This is a genomic window from Gillisia hiemivivida (assembly GCF_007997295.1).
Lineage (GTDB): Bacteria > Bacteroidota > Bacteroidia > Flavobacteriales > Flavobacteriaceae > Gillisia > Gillisia hiemivivida.
Genome location: NZ_VORY01000001.1, coordinates 37916 through 55785 on the forward strand (window position 1 = coordinate 37916; position 17870 = coordinate 55785).

Annotated in this window: 14 protein-coding genes; 4 read left to right on the top strand and 10 right to left on the bottom strand. The window is 34.7% G+C overall.

All coding sequences use genetic code 11. The features are described 5' to 3' along the window. Positions 1 to 49: 49 nt before the first annotated feature. The 7 genes from ES724_RS00160 to ES724_RS00190 all read right to left on the bottom strand — a co-directional run bounded on the left by ES724_RS00160 (position 50) and on the right by ES724_RS00190 (position 6445). The gene (locus tag ES724_RS00160; protein ID WP_146928103.1) at positions 50 to 346 is read right to left on the bottom strand and encodes a hypothetical protein; all 297 of its coding nucleotides are present in this window, start codon (positions 344 to 346) and stop codon (positions 50 to 52) included. 10 nt (positions 347 to 356) lie between these two features. After that, a complete protein-coding gene (locus tag ES724_RS00165) occupies positions 357 to 1685 on the bottom strand; it encodes a restriction endonuclease subunit S (protein ID WP_146928105.1) in 1329 nt (442 codons plus the stop codon). Next, entirely contained in the window at positions 1678 to 2028 is a 351-nt protein-coding gene (locus ES724_RS00170) for a hypothetical protein (RefSeq protein ID WP_146928106.1), read from the bottom strand. Before ES724_RS00170 ends, ES724_RS00165 begins: the two co-directional genes overlap by 8 nt. After that, the gene (locus tag ES724_RS00175) at positions 2029 to 3051 is read right to left on the bottom strand and encodes a virulence RhuM family protein (RefSeq protein ID WP_146928107.1); all 1023 of its coding nucleotides are present in this window, start codon (positions 3049 to 3051) and stop codon (positions 2029 to 2031) included. It lies immediately after the preceding gene. Further along, on the bottom strand, positions 3044 to 4561 hold the full coding sequence (locus ES724_RS00180) for a type I restriction-modification system subunit M (protein WP_146928109.1): 1518 nt from the start codon (positions 4559 to 4561) through the stop codon (positions 3044 to 3046). Before ES724_RS00180 ends, ES724_RS00175 begins: the two co-directional genes overlap by 8 nt. 1 nt (position 4562) lies before the next feature. After that, positions 4563 to 5150, bottom strand: a complete 588-nt coding sequence (locus tag ES724_RS00185; protein ID WP_146928111.1) for a restriction endonuclease subunit S — start codon at positions 5148 to 5150, stop codon at positions 4563 to 4565. Between the two features lie 170 nt (positions 5151 to 5320). Next, on the bottom strand, positions 5321 to 6445 hold the full coding sequence (locus ES724_RS00190) for an ATP-binding protein (RefSeq protein ID WP_146928112.1): 1125 nt from the start codon (positions 6443 to 6445) through the stop codon (positions 5321 to 5323). Between the two features lie 1436 nt (positions 6446 to 7881). On the opposite strand from ES724_RS00190, the gene ES724_RS00195 reads away from it, so the two are divergent. The 3 genes from ES724_RS00195 (at position 7882) to ES724_RS00205 (ending at position 12419) form a co-directional block, all read left to right on the top strand. After that, the gene (locus ES724_RS00195; protein WP_146928114.1) at positions 7882 to 9444 is read left to right on the top strand and encodes a hypothetical protein; all 1563 of its coding nucleotides are present in this window, start codon (positions 7882 to 7884) and stop codon (positions 9442 to 9444) included. 73 nt (positions 9445 to 9517) lie between these two features. Then, positions 9518 to 11332, top strand: a complete 1815-nt coding sequence (locus ES724_RS00200) for a cytochrome-c peroxidase (RefSeq protein ID WP_146928116.1) — start codon at positions 9518 to 9520, stop codon at positions 11330 to 11332. 139 nt (positions 11333 to 11471) lie between these two features. Then, positions 11472 to 12419 (top strand): glycerophosphodiester phosphodiesterase family protein, encoded by a 948-nt coding sequence (locus ES724_RS00205; RefSeq protein ID WP_146928117.1) that lies wholly within the window; start codon positions 11472 to 11474, stop codon positions 12417 to 12419. Positions 12420 to 12741: 322 nt separating this feature from the next. Here the strand turns inward: ES724_RS00205 and ES724_RS00210 are convergent, their stop codons facing one another. Then, positions 12742 to 13008: a hypothetical protein gene (locus tag ES724_RS00210; RefSeq protein WP_146928118.1), complete on the bottom strand. Its 267-nt coding sequence runs from the start codon at positions 13006 to 13008 to the stop codon at positions 12742 to 12744. A gap of 154 nt (positions 13009 to 13162) precedes the next feature. On the opposite strand from ES724_RS00210, the gene ES724_RS00215 reads away from it, so the two are divergent. Then, positions 13163 to 15439 (top strand): ATP-binding protein, encoded by a 2277-nt coding sequence (locus tag ES724_RS00215; RefSeq protein WP_146928120.1) that lies wholly within the window; start codon positions 13163 to 13165, stop codon positions 15437 to 15439. Here ES724_RS00215 and ES724_RS00220 read toward each other — a convergent pair. Together ES724_RS00220 and ES724_RS00225 are read right to left on the bottom strand one after the other, a co-directional pair. Then, on the bottom strand, positions 15431 to 16828 hold the full coding sequence (locus ES724_RS00220) for a GH1 family beta-glucosidase (RefSeq protein WP_146928122.1): 1398 nt from the start codon (positions 16826 to 16828) through the stop codon (positions 15431 to 15433). The genes ES724_RS00215 and ES724_RS00220 overlap by 9 nt on opposite strands. Further along, positions 16829 to 17866, bottom strand: a complete 1038-nt coding sequence (locus ES724_RS00225; protein WP_146928124.1) for a glycosyltransferase family protein — start codon at positions 17864 to 17866, stop codon at positions 16829 to 16831. Positions 17867 to 17870: the final 4 nt, after the last annotated feature.

A 17870-nucleotide genomic window follows, 5' to 3' on the forward strand; every position in this document is an offset into this window, starting at 1 on the left:
TTATCACACATTTTTCTCTAATTTACAATCGTAGTAATAAGAGTTAATTTTAATTTAAGCTTGCTCTTTCCTGAGCCACGGCCTGTTTGTATTCTATTTCGTTATTGTATTTATGTAGTTCTGTAATTTTTCCTTTTACACGGTCAGTATTAGTATTGTCATATGCGCATACCACTCTCAAATAGACTTCATTGTTCAAATTAATATTCGTAACTATATCCTTAGCTTTTTCCACCTTGCCGTTCAATGCTTTGTGGTATTCTGAATATAATTGCTGAATATCTTCATCAAATTCAGCTCTTTGTTTAGGTGTTAAATTTTTAATAATCTCAAATTCTTTTTCCATATTCTTTGTTTTAAATCTTAATCCGTTTCTCACCAGTCAATAACTGCTGCATTAAACCTTTCTTTTGATTTTTTAATTGTTCCAGTTTTATCTTTAGTTGTAAAATCTCTTTAGTACAGTTATCAAGAATATTGGATATTTTTTGTTGCTCTGAAAGCAGTGGAAGGGGAATCAAGACCTTTTTCAAACCGCTTGAGTAAATATGAACTACAGAATGACCTTGACCTATTTGGAAAAATTGCTTTTTAACTAAATCACTATTAAGTAAATAACCCAGATATCGAGAATCTTGATTGTATTGTTTTAAAATAATAATATCACCACCTGCATAAGCTGTTTCTAAACCTAAATAAACTATAGACTTACCAATATCTTCTAATTTTTCTCCAGATCCTGCAAATAAGATGTCTCCATATTTAATAGGATTACTACTTTTAGCTGAGTCGGGATTGATCTTGGATATAAATGAATATGTACTGTAATTATATTTTGTATATATTTCTGCATACCTAACACTGGGTAAACCATCAAACCCATTTTCTAAAATATCCTTTTTAGCTATTCCTTTACCTCTAGAAAATACACCTAGTTCATCTAAAGATTTCACATTCCATTTTTCATCAAACCCAGGAAACCGCTTCTTCCCAGTTAACAACTGCTGCATTAAGCCTTTTTTAAGTGCTTGTTTTTGGGTAATAAGCTTTTCTTGTGCTACTATGGCTTTGTCCCAAGTGTTAAGGATACTGGCTATTTTTTGTTGCTCTGGAAGTGGTGGAACTGCAATAGTAAAATTATTAATATCCTTTGCTGAAATATGAGGAATACCTGAACTGGTCTTTATTGAATCCACATACCGAATAAAGTTATTACTAGAAACCCAATGAAAAAGAAAAGACTGTGACATTGTTATCAAAGTCCTTATTCTCGCTACACGCTGGACTAGTAATAGAGGTAAGAATTCTTTACCGACTATACTATAATTTCTACCAACTAGAGAACCGTCCATAGAAATTACAATATCTCCATCCTCTAATAAATATTTAGCTAGGTTTAAATTATTGGAATTCTCCCAAAACATCTCATTCTTTTCATCAAAACGCAGATTACCTCTTGTGATATTTATCCCTCGACATAATCTTGTGCCTCTATTTTCCAGATTAAATTCATTGCTTTTAAAAGCAAAACCATTTAACTGATTTACATAATTCTTTATGCTTGAATAAATCCAATCCTCTGGAATCAAACCCAATTTGGTCTGTTTGTACCCAACCTTTTCTTCTACCAAACCTGTGCTGAGCGTTGTCGAAGTAGCAACCTCATCTTGTGTGTGTTTACTCATAATGCTCGGTGTAAAGCGGATCGTCGGTAAGGTCGGTTATAATACTAGACCTATAAAAATCAAACCATTGGTTAAATAGTTTCCAACTAAGCGCAGGAAATGTACTTTCGTCTGTGCATTGTCCAAAGAGTTCGTTGAGAAAAATGTTTTTCCAGTATTTTTTGAGCTCTTTTTTAGGGTCGTCTAGAAAGAGCTCATCTTCTAGCAAATAACTGTTATGCTCATCTCGATCTCCTGCATTAGTTTGTGGTAAATCTGGAAATAGGGCATTGCTCCAATCGTGAAATGGCTGTTTTGGTATTACCATTAATGCGCTTCTATTTATGGTAGGATATATTATCATTTAGTTTTTGTTTTTATTGTTTGGTAATAAGCTATCAAAATCACTATTGAAATCAATATCTTGGTTTACTCTAAATGTTTCAAACATTTTTTCAGCTAAATTTTTAGCAATTTTACTACTTATATTTCCAGCACTTTTTAAAACCTTATAATCGTTAAACACTAAAAAGGCATCTAGCTTTTCTATCCAATCCGTCATTTGCATAGGAATATTTCGTTTTGCTTGATTTTCTGCATAATCCAAATACATGACAACAATACGGTTAAGCGCATCCAACTCATTTTCTTGTAAATAATTTTTTGCAATGCTAACATCACTTTTCAATATTTTACCTTTAGGACTGTTTTTCCAATGGGTTAATCCCATACCTGGTTTGTTGACATCTGCCCTTTTTGAAATAAGTTCTGCTGCTGTAGCGCCAGTAATTGCCCAATGCAGTTTATTCTGAACAGTTTGGTAAAATGTTTTGGTGGTTTCACTTTTAGCATCATAATCTATACTACATTGCGCATAGATATCTGTAATCTTTTGATAAAAACGACGTTCTGAAGCACGTATTTCTCTAATACGTTCCAATAGTTCATCAAAATAATCTCTACCAAACTGCTTACCTTGTTTTAAACGTTCATCATCAAGCACAAAGCCTTTTATAATATAGTCGCGTAAAGTTTTAGTTGCCCAAATCCTAAACTGCGTGGCTTGTTTAGAGTTAACCCTATAGCCTACCGAAATAATGGCATCGAGATTATAGAACTGCGTGTTATAATTTTTACCATCCCCGGCAGTTATTCGAAATTTTCGAATAACTGAATCCTCATCTAATTCTCCGCTTTTAAATACCTCTTTCAGATGATAATTTATGGTATTCACCTCCACACCAAAAAGTGATGCCATTTTCTTTTGTGAAAGCCAGAAGGTCTCATCTTCATACAATACCTCAATCGTACTTTTTTCTAATGCAGTTTCATAGAACAAGATTTGCAATTTATTAAACTGGTCTTGAGTTTTATCAATTTTACTCATATCCAAGTTCTTTTAAGTGTTTATTCATTTCTGCGCGTACTCCTACCAACTCCGCTTCTAATTCTTCTATATTTTGCTGCACTTCTGCTATATTCACTGGTTCTTCTTCTTCAAAAGTATCTACATAGCGCGGAATGTTAAGGTTGTAATCATTCTCTGCCACTTCTTTTGGTTTTACAACCGAACTATATTTCTCAATAGTTTCAAAATCTTTATAGGTAGCAACAATTTTATCAATGTCCTGTGTTCTCAGAACATTCTGCTTTTTACCGTCTTCAAAATCTTTACTGGCATCTATGAATAGTATATTCTTTGTGGTTTTTGCTTTGTTGAAAATAAGAATTGCAGCAGGAATTCCTGTACCATAGAACAAGTTAGTGGGCAAACCAATGACTGCTTCCAGTAAATTTTCTTCAATTAGTTTTTGACGAATTTTTTGTTCTGCGCTTCCGCGGAAAAGCACTCCGTGTGGCACAATAACACCAACTTTCCCCTTTGGTGCCGTCGTTTCGATCATATGGAGAATAAAGGCGTAATCTCCTTTAGATTTTGGTGGAATACCACGAAGAAAACGCTTATAGCGATCGGCTTCAGCATTCTCATGTCCCCATTTATCAAGACTAAAAGGTGGATTTGCCACAACAATATCAAACTTCATTAAAGCATCACCTTCAATTAGTTTAGGGTTATTAATGGTGTCACACCATTCAATTTGTGCAGAATCCATTTTATGCAAAAAGCAATTCATTTTGCTCAATGCCCAGGTATCACCATTACTTTCCTGTCCGTATATGGCAAAATTATTTGTTGGCTTACCCTGTGCATCTTTAGTTTCTTCTGCAACTTTGATCAATAGAGATCCTGATCCACAAGTAGGATCAAAGATGCGGTCACCTTCTTTAGGTGATACTAGTTTTGCTAATAATCCAGAAACTTCTTTTGGAGTGAAGAACTCCCCTCCTTTTTTACCCGCTCCAGACGCAAATTTTTCTAAGAGGAACATATAGGCTTCTCCAAGAATATCTTGCTTCCCTTCCCAAAGCGATGGACGGAAGTCTAACTCTGGTTTTGCAAAGTCATTAATCAAGTTTTTGAGGCGTCGGTTACGGTCTTTAGTTTGCCCTAATTTATCTGAATTAAAACTGATGTTTCTAAATACTCCATCTAGTTTTTCAATGTTGTACTCTTCTATTTTAGCAAATATTGTGTCGATTTTCTCACCTATATCAGTGTCATTTCTATGTTCATAGATATAATCGAAAGAACAATTGGGAGGCAACACGAATCGCTCACGTTTTAGTTTTCTTTGAATAAGCTCTTCGTCATCTCCATAGCGTTCTTTAAGTTCATTATAATGGTCTTTCCAAACATCACTTAAGTATTTGATGAACATAAAAACTAATATATAGTTCTTATATTCTGATGAATCAAATGCACCTCTGAAAGTGTCACAAGCATTCCATAATGCTGCATTTATTTGATCTTGTGATGGTTTTGTTTTACTTGACATTTTATAATTTGTTTAAAAGTTGCTTGGTGGTTAATTTATTTTTTAGATCCAATATTTCACTACTTATTGCCAACTCCTTAGTATGAAGATCTGCAATAGTAGCAATTTTAGTTTGTATTTCTAATGATGGAAGAACTATTGGTGTTTCTTCTAAAGTTGTTTTATTTATACTGGTGTTGTAGGTTCCGGATTCTTTGGTTTTGAAATAATTTTGAACATTTTTTTGATTGATATACCAAGCAACAAAGTCTGGGTTAGCCAAGTTCTTGTTTACCTTAAGTACAAACATAGCAGACGAAGCTATAGTTGGGATATCATCAGTACTCTTAAATACAGTTGCAAAATTGTTAGCTCCTTTTGCTACAAAAAGGACATCCCCCACTTCTAAGTAGTATTTGCTTTTTATCTTATTATTGTTAATCAGGTAACAATCATCACCTATAGCCGTATAATTATCTTCAAAGTCTTTTAGTTGTATCACACGAACACCTCCATTCTGGACGTGTTTGATCTTACCTCTAAAAGAGTATCCAGAGGAAAGTCCTTGGTTAACTATAATTGATTCTAAAGTAACTATTTTATTTTGCATATTTATAAATACATAATTGCTACGATGCAAACATAATAAAATTAAAACAATAAGCAATATTATTATTCATAATCATTACGTTGCAAATTTATAAAGCAAAAAGTCCAGACAAAAATATGTGTCTGGACTTTTAAATTGAACTTAGTTATCGGTGCTGATGTACTTAATAGTTATTCCGTATTTTTTAAAAAATCTCTAAAATTTTCATTCGTAATTACTTTTACTTCTGTATTATAAGTCTCTACAAAAGTTTTAGGGATTTTTACTTTACTTTTTGCGTTCCACTTTATTTCAAAACCAGTTACTTTTCCAGCTTCTTCCTCTACATAATCAATTTCCTGTTGCTGCACAGTTCTCCAAAAATAGCCTTTGCATAACGAGCTATTATAGGCGTTATACTTTAGACGTTCTGCTATCAAAAAGTTTTCCCAGAGGTTACGCTTATCCTGGCGCATTTCTAATGGATTTAAATCACCAATTATCATATTTCTAACTCCAGTATCATAAAAATATATCTTTTGATTGGTTTTGATCTCGTTGCGTAAATTTTTACTGAAACTTGGAAGTTTAAACACCACAAATGCCTGGCATAGTAAGTCTATATAATTAGAGACCGTTTTTTTATCTATACCTAATAACTGTGCTAATTCATTATAGCTAACCTCGCTTCCTATTTGAAAAGCCAAAGCACGTAATAATTTTTCAAGAATTTCAGGCTTACGTATTCCTCCATAATTTAATAGATCCTTATATAAATAGCTATCTGTTAGTTGTTTTAGAATTTCTTTTTCGTCTCCAAAATTATTAATCACATCTGGATACATCCCATATACAATTCGTAATTCTAGTTGTTGTTGAGCTTTTAGATAACCAACGTTATTTTCAAATTCATCCCAAGAAATAGGATAAAGCTGATATTCCCATTTTCTACCTGTGAGCGGTTCTTGGGTCTGGTTATTGAGTTCGAAAGCAGATGAGCCACTCACAAGTAATTGAACAGATTTTAGTTGATCTGTAATTAATTTTAGTGTAAGTCCAATATTATCTATACGCTGTGCTTCGTCTATAAACACAATTTTATTGTTCCCAATAATATTTTTAAGTTGTTCTAAATTCGGATTGGAGATTAATTTTCTCACGGTTGGATCATCACCATTCAAAAAGAGATATTCTTTACCTTCCAGTAACTTATTGAAAAGTGTAGTTTTACCAACTTGTCGTGGACCAATTAATAGTATCGCCTTGCCGGTTCCAAAACGATTAATAATCTTGTTTTCTAAATCTCTTTTAATCATCTTTAGGGAGTGTAATCCCCAAATATACTATTTTTTAGGGATTGTAATCCCTAAATTTTAAATTTAATTAGACTAATAGTATTGAAGATTGCCCTATTCTATGGAGTTTGAACAATTTTACAAAAAAATGTTGACGATTTGTGAACCTTTATGATTGATTTGAACGTTCTTCTTTCAAATAAGTGAAAAGACAAAATTTGCTCAGTTTATTATAATCGTTCTTCGGAAGTGCATTTAGAGATAACATAAAATTGGATTTTAATGAACCGGAAGGTTGTCCATATTTTTCCTTAAGTTCATTAATCCTACATTATTAAATTATCATTTGAATTGCATGTTTAAGAGTTACAACATTGAATCCAGTTGTTAAGGCAATACTGCTCAAAGAAAGATTATACCTATACTCATTTCGTATTTGTAAGCCTATGAAAACATAAAACCAAGACCAAAATCCTTATACCTGAAGGTTACTTATTCAGGTCTATAAAATACAGGCTAGTTAATCACATCATAGATCTGAAATTTACCTGGGTCAATGAAAGTGTGCTTAGGGAAATCCCTGTACCCTAAATCAGCTTCCCGTAAAATGAAATATGAGGAGTTTAGAAATGAGTTGTCCCAAAATGCGAATAAACTTTCTCCACTATCCTAGCAAATGTTTTTATTAAACAGGGTTGAATTTAGATAACAAAATTTTCCGGTTACAACTCAATATACATAAATCCCTATCCTTTCATCCAACAATAATGGAACCACTTAACTTTTAATTAATCAAAGCTTAAAATCGAATTTTGAGAACTACTTCGAAAAATGTTTTCATTTGCGGGTGAAACTATATATTATTTTAACACAGTAAATTTTATTAATAAAAATCAATAAAACAGTTATAAGAAGAAAAACAATTATTGAATTAGTCAAAGCCAAAAACCCGCCTCTGTTCCAACAGGGACGGGTTTTTTCTATAATCAAATAATATAATGCCTAATTGAATTTAAAATGGAATTAACATGAAAATGCTTGGTGGCGGCGTTCATTAAATTAGCCCAAAAATAAAATCTAAAATAAAAAAATTACAATCATCGATTTTCGCCCTGCTGTTCTCAATAATGGCAATTGGGCAATCTCATTTAAAAGGTAGATATAATTGAAATGAATGTAATTATTTCTAAAGACAGGCAAATAGCGGTTTCTCATGAACTCTTTATCTTTTTTAAATATATGTTAGTAATCCTGAAGGGAAAGCAATTGAGTGTAAGAATATTGCTTAATATAAACTTCTGATTAACAAAACTCCGTCTTTTTTAAAAAGTTAATATAAACTTCACACCTTAACCTAAACTTTAGAAAAAGATAATTTAAGCAACAAGTTTACCTAACCTACTTTCAGAGCCAGCCCATTACTTTTGAATTCAAATAATAACCAAACAATTTAAAAAATGAAGAATTTAAAAATGGGAATTTGTAAACCACTCATCTTTGCGCTGCTGGCCTCTGTAATTATTAGTTGCGAGCCAGAAGACGGTGTGGATGGAATGGATGGCGCAAGAGGCGAGCAAGGGGAACCGGGGTCTCAAGGTCCTGCTGGTGAAAACGGTGAAGAATTTATACCAGAACCAATCATTTTTGCAAACAAATCTGCTTTAGAGCCTCTTGTACTAATTAACCCATCTTTTGGACAGGTTAAGGCTTACTCCCTTTTAAGTACTACCGATAATATTAATGGATTTAACCTGGCCGGTTCTGCCGATGGTGCTGGATTTCTAAACGATCCAGATAGCGATGGTTATATTTATGTAGTGAATAATGAAGACCATTATGCTGTATCAAGAGTTTATTTGGACGAGAACCTTATTCCATATAAAGGTGATTATCTTTTGAATTCCGGGGTGGCAGATTATGCAAGACAGTGTTCAGGCACCATGTGGGAGGCTGCTATACACGGTGGTTCAAGTGATCTTTTTCTGTCAGCTTCAGAAAGTATTAATTACGATGTAAAAGGTATTGATCCTTACATAGCAACTCCAACTCCTACAGCAGATTTTGGTTTGGATGCACTAGGAGAATTTTCCTGGGAAAATGCTGTTCCACTTCCTAAGGGAGCATTTAATGGCAAAACCATAATCATTGGCGGGGATGACGATTCAAGTGGGTCAGAAGGTCAGGTTAGCATGTACTTGTCAGAAAATGGTGATGCCGATCTTGAAGGAGGTAAGATCTTGGTGCTTAGATTTAAAGAAGTTTCTGATGGTGCCGATGGAAAAATGGCTGTGGCAGATGGTACAACTTACAATGAAGGAGATCTTGATTTTCAAAAAGAATATGAAGTCGAATTTGTTGAAATTCCTAGCGGTGCTTCAATGACAAAAAATGAAATGGAAACTGCATGTACCAATGTTAACGCTTCACAATTCATGAGAGTGGAAGATGTCGATTACGGGAAAGGTTCAGATGCCAATGCACGAATTGTATATTTCAATGTAACAGGACGTGGTCCTAATGCTGGAACTTATAATGACTGGGGAACCGTTTACAAACTTATTCTAGATGATAATGATCCAACACAAGGAAAATTAACGCAAATCATTAGTGGTAATACAGATACTAACAATATGGATGGTAACCTTGCTCAATTACAAAGCCCTGATAACATCTGTGTAACTGAAAATTTCGTTTACATTCAGGAAGATCCTAACTCTTTTGATCGTGGCCATAATGCTTACATTTATCAAAGTGATTTAAGTGGAAATAATATTAGCGTAGCGCTAAGAATTGTAGTAGATCAAACATTAGCTAAAGATTCTGGAACTCAGTTTTCAGGAGAATTTGGCTCGTTAATCGATATTTCTGATAAAATAGGCGTAGAAGGCACTTTCCTTCTGGCTGTGCAGCCCCACTATTGGAAGGATCCATTCTTCCAAGGTCTTGACGGTCATTTTAATTCGAACCGTGAGGATGATCAGGGATCTCAAATTGTACTTTTACAGGGACTTCCTAGGTAATTACAATATTTGATTTTACAGGCTTCCGTTTTGCGGAAGCCTAATCCATTTTTGATTATAACTTAAAAACTATATGCGCATTCTAAAAATAGTACTTATCATTTTTATCGTTTTCATGACTTCCTGTAAACAATCGAATTCTGAAGAATATATTGTTAACTGGGACGAAACCCGGCAGTATTATCTTGTCCATCTTAAACAAGCCATTCAGGGCTTAAAAGAATTACAAACTAAAAATCCAGAGGACAGTAAAAATAAAAAGTTATTCGCTGAAATCAGAAGGGATTTTAAAATAGCTGAACCTTACGCCTCATATTTGAACCCTGAAGTCGGCCATCGGGCTAATGGTCCTGCTTTACCAGTTTTTAGGGAAGATAATGGAAGGGTGCTTGCACCTATTGGATTACAAAAAATAGAGGAAAGTATTTATGAAGGTGGAATAAGTGAGGGAGATTTTCAGAAGGAAATTGAAAATACTGTTGGTCTGCTGAAGGTGCTTCAAACAAATATCGAAAAAAGAGAATTAACTCCACAGCGGTTTTTTGTAGCTATACAACAGCAACTAATGCGTGTTATCAGTTTTTCCATGTCAAATTTTGACACCCCAATAAGTTCTCAGGGTATAAAGGATGCTGCGTTGACATTGGAAAGTTTAAGATCGGTCTATGAAAAAACATTACAGTACGATATTAAGACCAAAAAACCGGAATTGAACAAGGAATTTTTAGAAATTCTGAATGAAGCTGTAGCATTGGCAAATAATTATAATGGTGAAAATGAAGATTTTGATCGCTATGATTATATACGCAATTACCTGAACCCAATTACCAGAAAATGGAAAGAAATAAGGGATGAAAGCGATTATTGGGAAGGTTCTGAAGATTTCCCTTTCAATTTCAATGCACCTACCTTTTTCGAACCTGATTCTTTCAATTTACGATATTTCACTCCAACAGTCAACAGAAATCCAAACGAAGACGAGATTAGGTTAGGGGAAAAATTGTTTTTTGATCCTAATTTATCTGAAGGCGGACAGGTTTCCTGTGCTTCCTGTCATAATCCTGCTAAGGCATACCAGGATGGACTTCAAACGGCACTAGATAATAGTGGTAACTCCCTTGAACGAAATACTCCTGGACTTATAAACGTAGCCTATCAGAAAAATTTTTTCTGGGATGGTCGTGCCGAAGATCTATTGAGCCAGATCAACCAGGTTTTTACCAATAAACGAGAATTTAATACTGAAGTACACCAGTTTTCAAATAACATTCTAAAGGACAGCACCTACAAAAAATTGTTTAAAAAGACTTTCGGTAGGGTACCAAGAACCAATAAAGAAGTGGTTAAAGCAATTTCTTCCTATGTTTCCACACTGCAAGGTTTTGATTCAAAATTTGACAAGAATATTCGCGGGGAAGAAAATAACATGACAGATGAGGAAATACTGGGATTCAATTTATTTATGGGAAAAGCCCTGTGTGCTACTTGCCATTTTATGCCTTTAACCAATGGAACAGTTCCACCATTTTTTAGTGAAACCGAAAGAGAAGTTATTGGTGTACCCGAAAGCGGAAAAAACGAAGTTTGGGCTGACGATCCGGGATTTTATGTTATGTATAAAGAACCTGCTCATTGGGGAATGTTTAAAACTCCAACAATTAGAAATGTTGAAGTTACCGCACCTTATATGCATAATGGAATTTATGAAACACTTGAGGAAGTGATAGATTTTTATAACCAAGGGGGGGGTGATGGTCTTGGATTTGATATTCCGCATCAAACCCTTCCCTTTGATAATCTTGATCTGTCCCAAAAAGAGCAAAAGGCTTTAGTAGCTTACATGAAAACTTTAACCGATGAAGGTAGACCTAGAAAGATTCCACAATAATGCAATAAAAAGAGAAGCCGGAATATTTGTTTAGTTGGGTTGTATTAGGTCTTTATCTTGCCAAATTTTAAATATGTTGGCAGAGTTTTATATTCCCAAAAGTCTCAACTTAGTGAAGGATATTTTCAAATTTATTATTATGAGAAAAATAAATATCATATTCATCGCTATTTTAGTGATGATTTCCTGTAAGAAAAATACAAGAAATAAAGAAACCTTAGAACCTCCTGTACGAATTTCCGAAATACAGGTGCATGGACATAGGGGAGAAAGAGGCTTGATGCCCGAAAACAGTATTCCCGGCTTTATTGCCGCTATTAATGATGGTGCAGATATAATTGAAATGGATGTGGTAATATCTAAAGATCATCAAGTGGTGGTTTCTCATGAGCCTTTTATGTCTTCAGTCTATGTCTCAAAACCTTCCGGGGACATCATAGCTAAAGCAGATGAGAAAAACTACAATTTGTACCAGATGCCGTATGACAGTATCAGGAAGTTCAATATTGGATTAAAAGGCAACAAATTCTTCCCGGAACAACAAAAAATTGCAGCCTATAAACCTCTGTTGTCAGAGGTAATAGGCAGTGTGCAAAATCACCTTAAAACCAATAACTTGAAACCAGTAGGTTACAACATTGAACTAAAATCTGATAAAAAGGAATACGGAATTTCCCAGCCCCCTCCGCTAGAGTTTGTAAAATTGGTCATGGAAGTTCTGGAAAAAAACAAAATTCAGGGACCTGTCAATATTCAGTCTTTTGACCCTGAAATTCTAAGGGTGGTGCATAAATTTTACCCTGATATGAAGCTTGCCTACCTGGTTTATGAAGAGGGAATTCAAAAAAATTTAGAGGAATTGGATTTTGTGCCTCAAATTTATAGTCCTTCTTATTCGCTCGTAAAAAACAAGGTATTTGTAGATTCAATAAAAGCATTAAATATGGAATTAATACCGTGGACCGTTAATGATAAGCTTGCGATACGTAAAATGATTAACTTAGATGTACATGGAATCATAACCGATTTTCCTTTTAGGGTAAAAAAGGAAATAACAAGGAATAAAAAGGTCTTAAAGAAATGGTAACCTTTAAATGATATTAAATAAATAAGAAATAGGTTATCATTCATTTTCTTTGAATCAATCTTTAAAGTTTGTTTGCTAACTAAAGATTATTGGATAATTAAGTGCACGAATGTAGGGTTTCGTGCACTTTTTTATTTTTATATATAAATTGCTTCAGAGAACTTATCAGCAAAATATCTCCCCAAAAGTAATACTAAGTTTGATTTCAATTCTATTAGATGGAGAAAACGGGTTGACAACATGGTAAATTCTTAATTGTACTAACTAATTCATTTTTTTAAGGATTTTGCCAAAGCTTAAAATGACTTTGTTCTCAACTCCCTTAACTAAGGCAATATTTACACAATTTTACATGTTCAAATTTTTCCTCTCCTGCTTTGAGAAGATCAGATAAGTTGCCAAAAAATCCAAGTTTTTTTCTCCCTTCCTCATCTGGAAGGAGATCGCAGGTGTTGATATGAATAATATGGATTTCATTAAGACGTGCTTTTTTCTCAATGTAAAAAGAGGAGACAGCTTCTCTTTTTATAAAAGGCAGGAATATATGATCTGAAAGAAATTTTCTAATGTTCACTAATGATGTTTCCATTAAAATTAGGTAAGATTGATGATTTTTATATTGAGCCAAAATTATCAAATAGTAAAATTTTTGAAAAAAACTTGATCATCAGGTATAGATAGAGCCTAAAATTAATTTTAAGTTCATACTAAACTAACTTCGCTCCCTAGTATTGATCTTATTTTTGCAGAAATTAGCCCCTACTGCAATTTTGAAAATTCGATTAAAATCTCTGGTATTTCAAATATGGCTATCGTTTTTAGCCCTATCGTTCATTCTTGGATTATGGCTTTTCCTCTTTTTAAAAACCCAGGATAAAACTGAGCATTTATCACACTTTTCCTCTGAGGTTACCCGCATTCAAAATGATTTTTCAGAAAATATAATCAATTATCAGAATTTCATTTTAAGCGGTTACAAAGAAGTGGATTTTTACACCAAGGATACCCAACCCGACATTAATAATTACCTGAAAAATCTTACAGCGATTCACTCGAGATTATTGAACCTCGAACAAAATTCTGAAGAATATAAGATAGGGACCAATAGCCAATTCAGAGTACTGATTAGTAATAACAACCAACTTATCCAACTTGCCGATTCACTAAAAACCTTAATTAAATATCGCGGCTTCAAAGATTATGGTGTAGAAGGAAGGATGCGTAACTCAGCTCATGCACTGGAAGATTCCAGTTATATTATTAGGGCTGAAATATTGCAATTACGGAGGCATGAAAAAGACTTCTTGCTTAGAGGGGATGAACAGTACGAACTGAAATTTAATTCTTTACTGGACAGCCTTAAAAAAAGATATTTAGGAAAGAAGAAAATTCAAGGTTTGCTCAATCAGTATTCTGGCTCCTTTAACGAATATGTCGCATTGAGCAATATTTTAGGAATCTATTCGGAAAATGGTCTTTTAGTAGAAATAAAATCTGTACATCGGAAAATTAACGGGATATTTTCCAGCATGGAAGAGAAGAGTGCTGCACGCATCCTAGAACTAAATAATCAGCATACCAATTACCTAATTATCCAAACGATTTTTATAGCCATCATAGCAATTTTTGTGAGTCTTTTTTTAGCAAAGACACTTACACATGATATTAAACTGCTGAATGAAAATTTTAAATATTACATTAGTTCAGATTTCCTTAAAAACCAAGACAAAGAAATTTCTAAACCAGATTTTAAACCTTCTTCCATCGAGATTAAAAATCTATTTGCCAATTTCCAATTATTAAAGGAAACCCTCAATAAAACAGTGTTGCGTTTAAATAAGGAAGTAGAAAAATCAGAAAAAGCGGCCAATTATAAAACAAGGTTTCTGGCTAATATGAGTCACGAGATTCGTACACCGCTCAATGGAATTTTGGGAATGCTTCAACTTATAGGAATTGAGAAATTAAGCACTGAACAACAGAAGTCTCTTGAGGTAGCTGAATATTCTGCAAATCATCTGTTAGATGTAGTAAATATGATCCTTGATTATTCTAAACTGGAGGTTGGCAAAATGTCTGTTGATACACGTCCTATAGATCTAAGGCTCATCCTAAATAACTTAGAAGGAATTTTCCATTACCAAGCAATGGAGAAAAACCTGAAATTTCTTGTTGAATGCGCAGAGGAAGTTCCTCAAAAAATTAATGCAGATTCTATGCGTATTCAACAAGTGCTCTTGAACCTCTTAAGCAACGCATTAAAGTTTACGCATCACGGTAGTGTACTCTTAAAAGTTTCTAAAGATTCAGAAACAGAGAATGAGGTAACCCTCAATTTTGAAGTGATAGATACTGGAGTTGGAATAAAGAAAAAAGATACATCCAAGCTTTTTGAAGCTTTTGAACAGCAAGATATTTCCACTACCCGTAAACATGGTGGAACCGGTCTTGGACTTACTATTACCAATCAGCTAATAGAATTGATGGGAGGCCAGCTCCTGCTGGAAAGTCAAATAAACAAGGGGTCGAAATTTTATTTCAGTTTGTCTTCTGAAAAGGTGAGCAATTCTTATAAGCAATCAACTAGCATCGGGAATTTTCAGAAGAAACCACCACCCTTGGGTGATTATAAGGTGCTGGTTGCTGAAGACAATAAAATTAACCAGTTAGTGATAGTTAAGATGCTGAACTTATTAGGTATAAATTCAGTACTGGCTAAAGATGGCAGGGAAGCCTATGAGCTTTTTCTTCTGGAGGATTTCGATCTTATTTTAATGGATATTCACATGCCTATACTGAATGGACTTGAAGCCACAAATATGATCAAGACACATTCAAAATATACAATAAGCAAGCCTCCAATAATCGCCATTACCGCCAGTGCATTTGAAGAAGATCGCGATGAAGCACTTTCTAAAGGAATGGATGATTTTATTACCAAGCCCATCCTTTTCAAAGTACTTGTGTACACCATGAAGAAATACCTTCCACATTTGGTTAGTGCCAATACCTCATTTTAATACGGAAAAAATTGCTGACTTACTTAGGAAATTTTGAAACCATTTGCCAGATGATTTAATTATTCTTTTCTGGGTTTCATAGTCTATATATACCAGGCCAAACCGGGGATAATATCCCTCGGCCCACTCAAAATTATCGGTAAAACTCCACACGAAATATCCCTGTACATTCACACCATCATTTTTCGCCTTGAGGACCTGTTTCAAATATTCCTTGAGGAAATCTAGCCGTTCCCTGTCATGAACTTTGCCGTTTTCATAGGTATCTGGGAAAGCGGCGCCATTTTCGGTAACGTATAATTTCTTAATATTTTTATAGGCTCCAAATTTATGCAGCATCTTGTAAATTCCCTCTGGATAAACTTCCCATTTCATAGTGGTCACCGGAACTTTTCTCTTTGTTGCTGTAATGTTTTTGGCTTGTAAATATGGGACAAGCCAGGAATGTTTAATAATTTCCCGGGTGTAATTCTGAATTCCAATAAAGTCGAAATCAAATTTTACAAGCTCGTCATCTTCCGGTCTATAATATTTATTGAGTTTTTTAAGGAAAGGAAGTTCATCCAATGGATATCCCATTCCCAAAGCAGGCTCAATAAATAGGCGATTAATTAAAGCATCTACCCTAATAGCGGCCTTCCTATCTTTTTGGCTATTGCGAAAAGGTTCAATAGAAGAGCAGGAAAAAGTAGTTCCGATATTTGCGTTTTCAACGTGTTTTCTTAAAATTCTTCCTCCTTCGGCCTGGCAAAGTGTGGCATGGTGCATCGCGGGAATGAAATTTTTTAATCTCCTCCGCCCTGGAGCATGTATCCCTAAAAAATATCCAACTCCTGTAAAAACCATCGGCTCGTTCAGGACGATCCAGTTTTTAACCCTGTCCCCAAACGTTTCAGCACATATTTTTACATAGTCACCAAACCAGTTTAGGATTTCCCTGTTGGTCCAACCTCCTTTATCCTCCAAGGCTTGAGGCAAGTCCCAATGATAAAGAGTTATCCAGGGTTCTATTCCATTCTCCAGACATTTGGAAATAATCTTATTATAAAAATCAAGACCCTTTTGATTCACAGACCCGCTGCCGGTGGGAATAATCCTTGACCAGGAAAGGGAAAACCTGAAATTGGGAATATTCATAGATTTTAAAAGATCTATATCCTCTTCATAACGATTGTAAAAATCACAAGCGACTTCAGCCGACTGGTTTTTAAAGATCTTCCCTTTTTTGGTTGAAAAATTATCCCATATAGACAGTCCTTTTCCACCTGCCGCAGGGCTTCCTTCGGTCTGGAATGCCGCAGTTGAAACTCCCCATTTAAAATCTGGTCCAAAGTCCTTTTTGCTGAACAGTCTTCCATCAGTTTTAAAAATGTTATGTTTTACAATCATTTAAATAACTTCAAGGTCTTTTGAAACTGAAGTTTCTTTAGAAGGATAATTCTGGTGGTAGGTAGAAAGTACAATGTCAATAATTGAAGAAGTCCTATCTGGAAAATCCACGCTAACAATACAATCATTTGCAAGCCATTTCTCTATTTCAGAATACTGTTTTGTTTTAAGATTTTTAAGAACGGATACTCCTAATTTTTCCAAAGCTGCAGCATTACAATGTTGTTCAAACTGATTTTTCATCGGAATAACTAGTAGCTTTTTTTTAAGGTATAACACTTCAGCCGGAGTTTCGAAGCCTGCACCGCACATCACTCCTTTTGAAGAAGCCAGGCTTTCTAAAAACAGCTCGTTGTTCACAGGCTGAATCTCGATATTCTGGAAACTTGTTGCCTGTTTGTTATGTTTTGAAAAGACCTTCCATTGTACCTTGGGGAAATTGCCGAGAATTTTCAAAAGCTTTTTATCTGAATAGGCAGGAAGGTAAACCGTATAATGCCCCTTGTTGGCTATTTTTAGTTCACGAACCTGTTTTCTTATAACCGGTGTGAAAATATTGTCATTTATCTGGCTGAAATGAAAGCCGAATTTTGTTTTTGCCGGAGCATATCGTTTCAGAATAAAACGGCCGAAAGGGTCTTTTTTGATCGGTTGAGGGGAACAGATATCTAGTACCGCTGCCTGATGGCTTAATGCAATGCAGGGAATTCCTTTTAAAAGGGCGGCCCAGGCCGAAACGGGTTCAAAATCATTAATGACCAGGTCATAATGCTCTAAGGGCAAATTCCGAATTTCATTAATAAGCCTTTTGGTTTTGTTCTTAGCAAATGTTTGCCAAAGATCTACACCGCCATTTTTCCCGAAAATAAAACTCAGCCCTTTCAGGTTGAATTTTATCTCATAAGGAAGCCCGACATCCGCCTGTACTCCACTAACGAGAATATCCACATCGGCTTTTTCTCTAAGGGCTGGAATAATATCTAAAGCCCGGCATAAATGCCCGTTTCCAGTACCTTGAATGGCATAAAGTATTTTCATGAGC

Excerpts from the sequence above, each read along its gene's own strand:
- ES724_RS00225 (WP_146928124.1), bottom strand. The coding sequence starts at position 17,866 with ATGAAAATACTTTATGCCATTCAAGGTACTGGAAACGGGCATTTATGC.
- ES724_RS00220 (WP_146928122.1), bottom strand. The coding sequence starts at position 16,828 with ATGATTGTAAAACATAACATTTTTAAAACTGATGGAAGACTGTTCAGC.
- ES724_RS00165 (WP_146928105.1), bottom strand. The coding sequence starts at position 1,685 with ATGAGTAAACACACACAAGATGAGGTTGCTACTTCGACAACGCTCAGC.
- ES724_RS00195 (WP_146928114.1), top strand. The coding sequence starts at position 7,882 with ATGAAGAATTTAAAAATGGGAATTTGTAAACCACTCATCTTTGCGCTG.
- ES724_RS00180 (WP_146928109.1), bottom strand. The coding sequence starts at position 4,561 with ATGTCAAGTAAAACAAAACCATCACAAGATCAAATAAATGCAGCATTA.
- ES724_RS00185 (WP_146928111.1), bottom strand. The coding sequence starts at position 5,150 with ATGCAAAATAAAATAGTTACTTTAGAATCAATTATAGTTAACCAAGGA.
- ES724_RS00210 (WP_146928118.1), bottom strand. The coding sequence starts at position 13,008 with ATGGAAACATCATTAGTGAACATTAGAAAATTTCTTTCAGATCATATA.
- ES724_RS00190 (WP_146928112.1), bottom strand. The coding sequence starts at position 6,445 with ATGATTAAAAGAGATTTAGAAAACAAGATTATTAATCGTTTTGGAACC.
- ES724_RS00205 (WP_146928117.1), top strand. The coding sequence starts at position 11,472 with ATGAGAAAAATAAATATCATATTCATCGCTATTTTAGTGATGATTTCC.
- ES724_RS00160 (WP_146928103.1), bottom strand. The coding sequence starts at position 346 with ATGGAAAAAGAATTTGAGATTATTAAAAATTTAACACCTAAACAAAGA.
- ES724_RS00170 (WP_146928106.1), bottom strand. The coding sequence starts at position 2,028 with ATGATAATATATCCTACCATAAATAGAAGCGCATTAATGGTAATACCA.
- ES724_RS00200 (WP_146928116.1), top strand. The coding sequence starts at position 9,518 with ATGCGCATTCTAAAAATAGTACTTATCATTTTTATCGTTTTCATGACT.
- ES724_RS00175 (WP_146928107.1), bottom strand. The coding sequence starts at position 3,051 with ATGAGTAAAATTGATAAAACTCAAGACCAGTTTAATAAATTGCAAATC.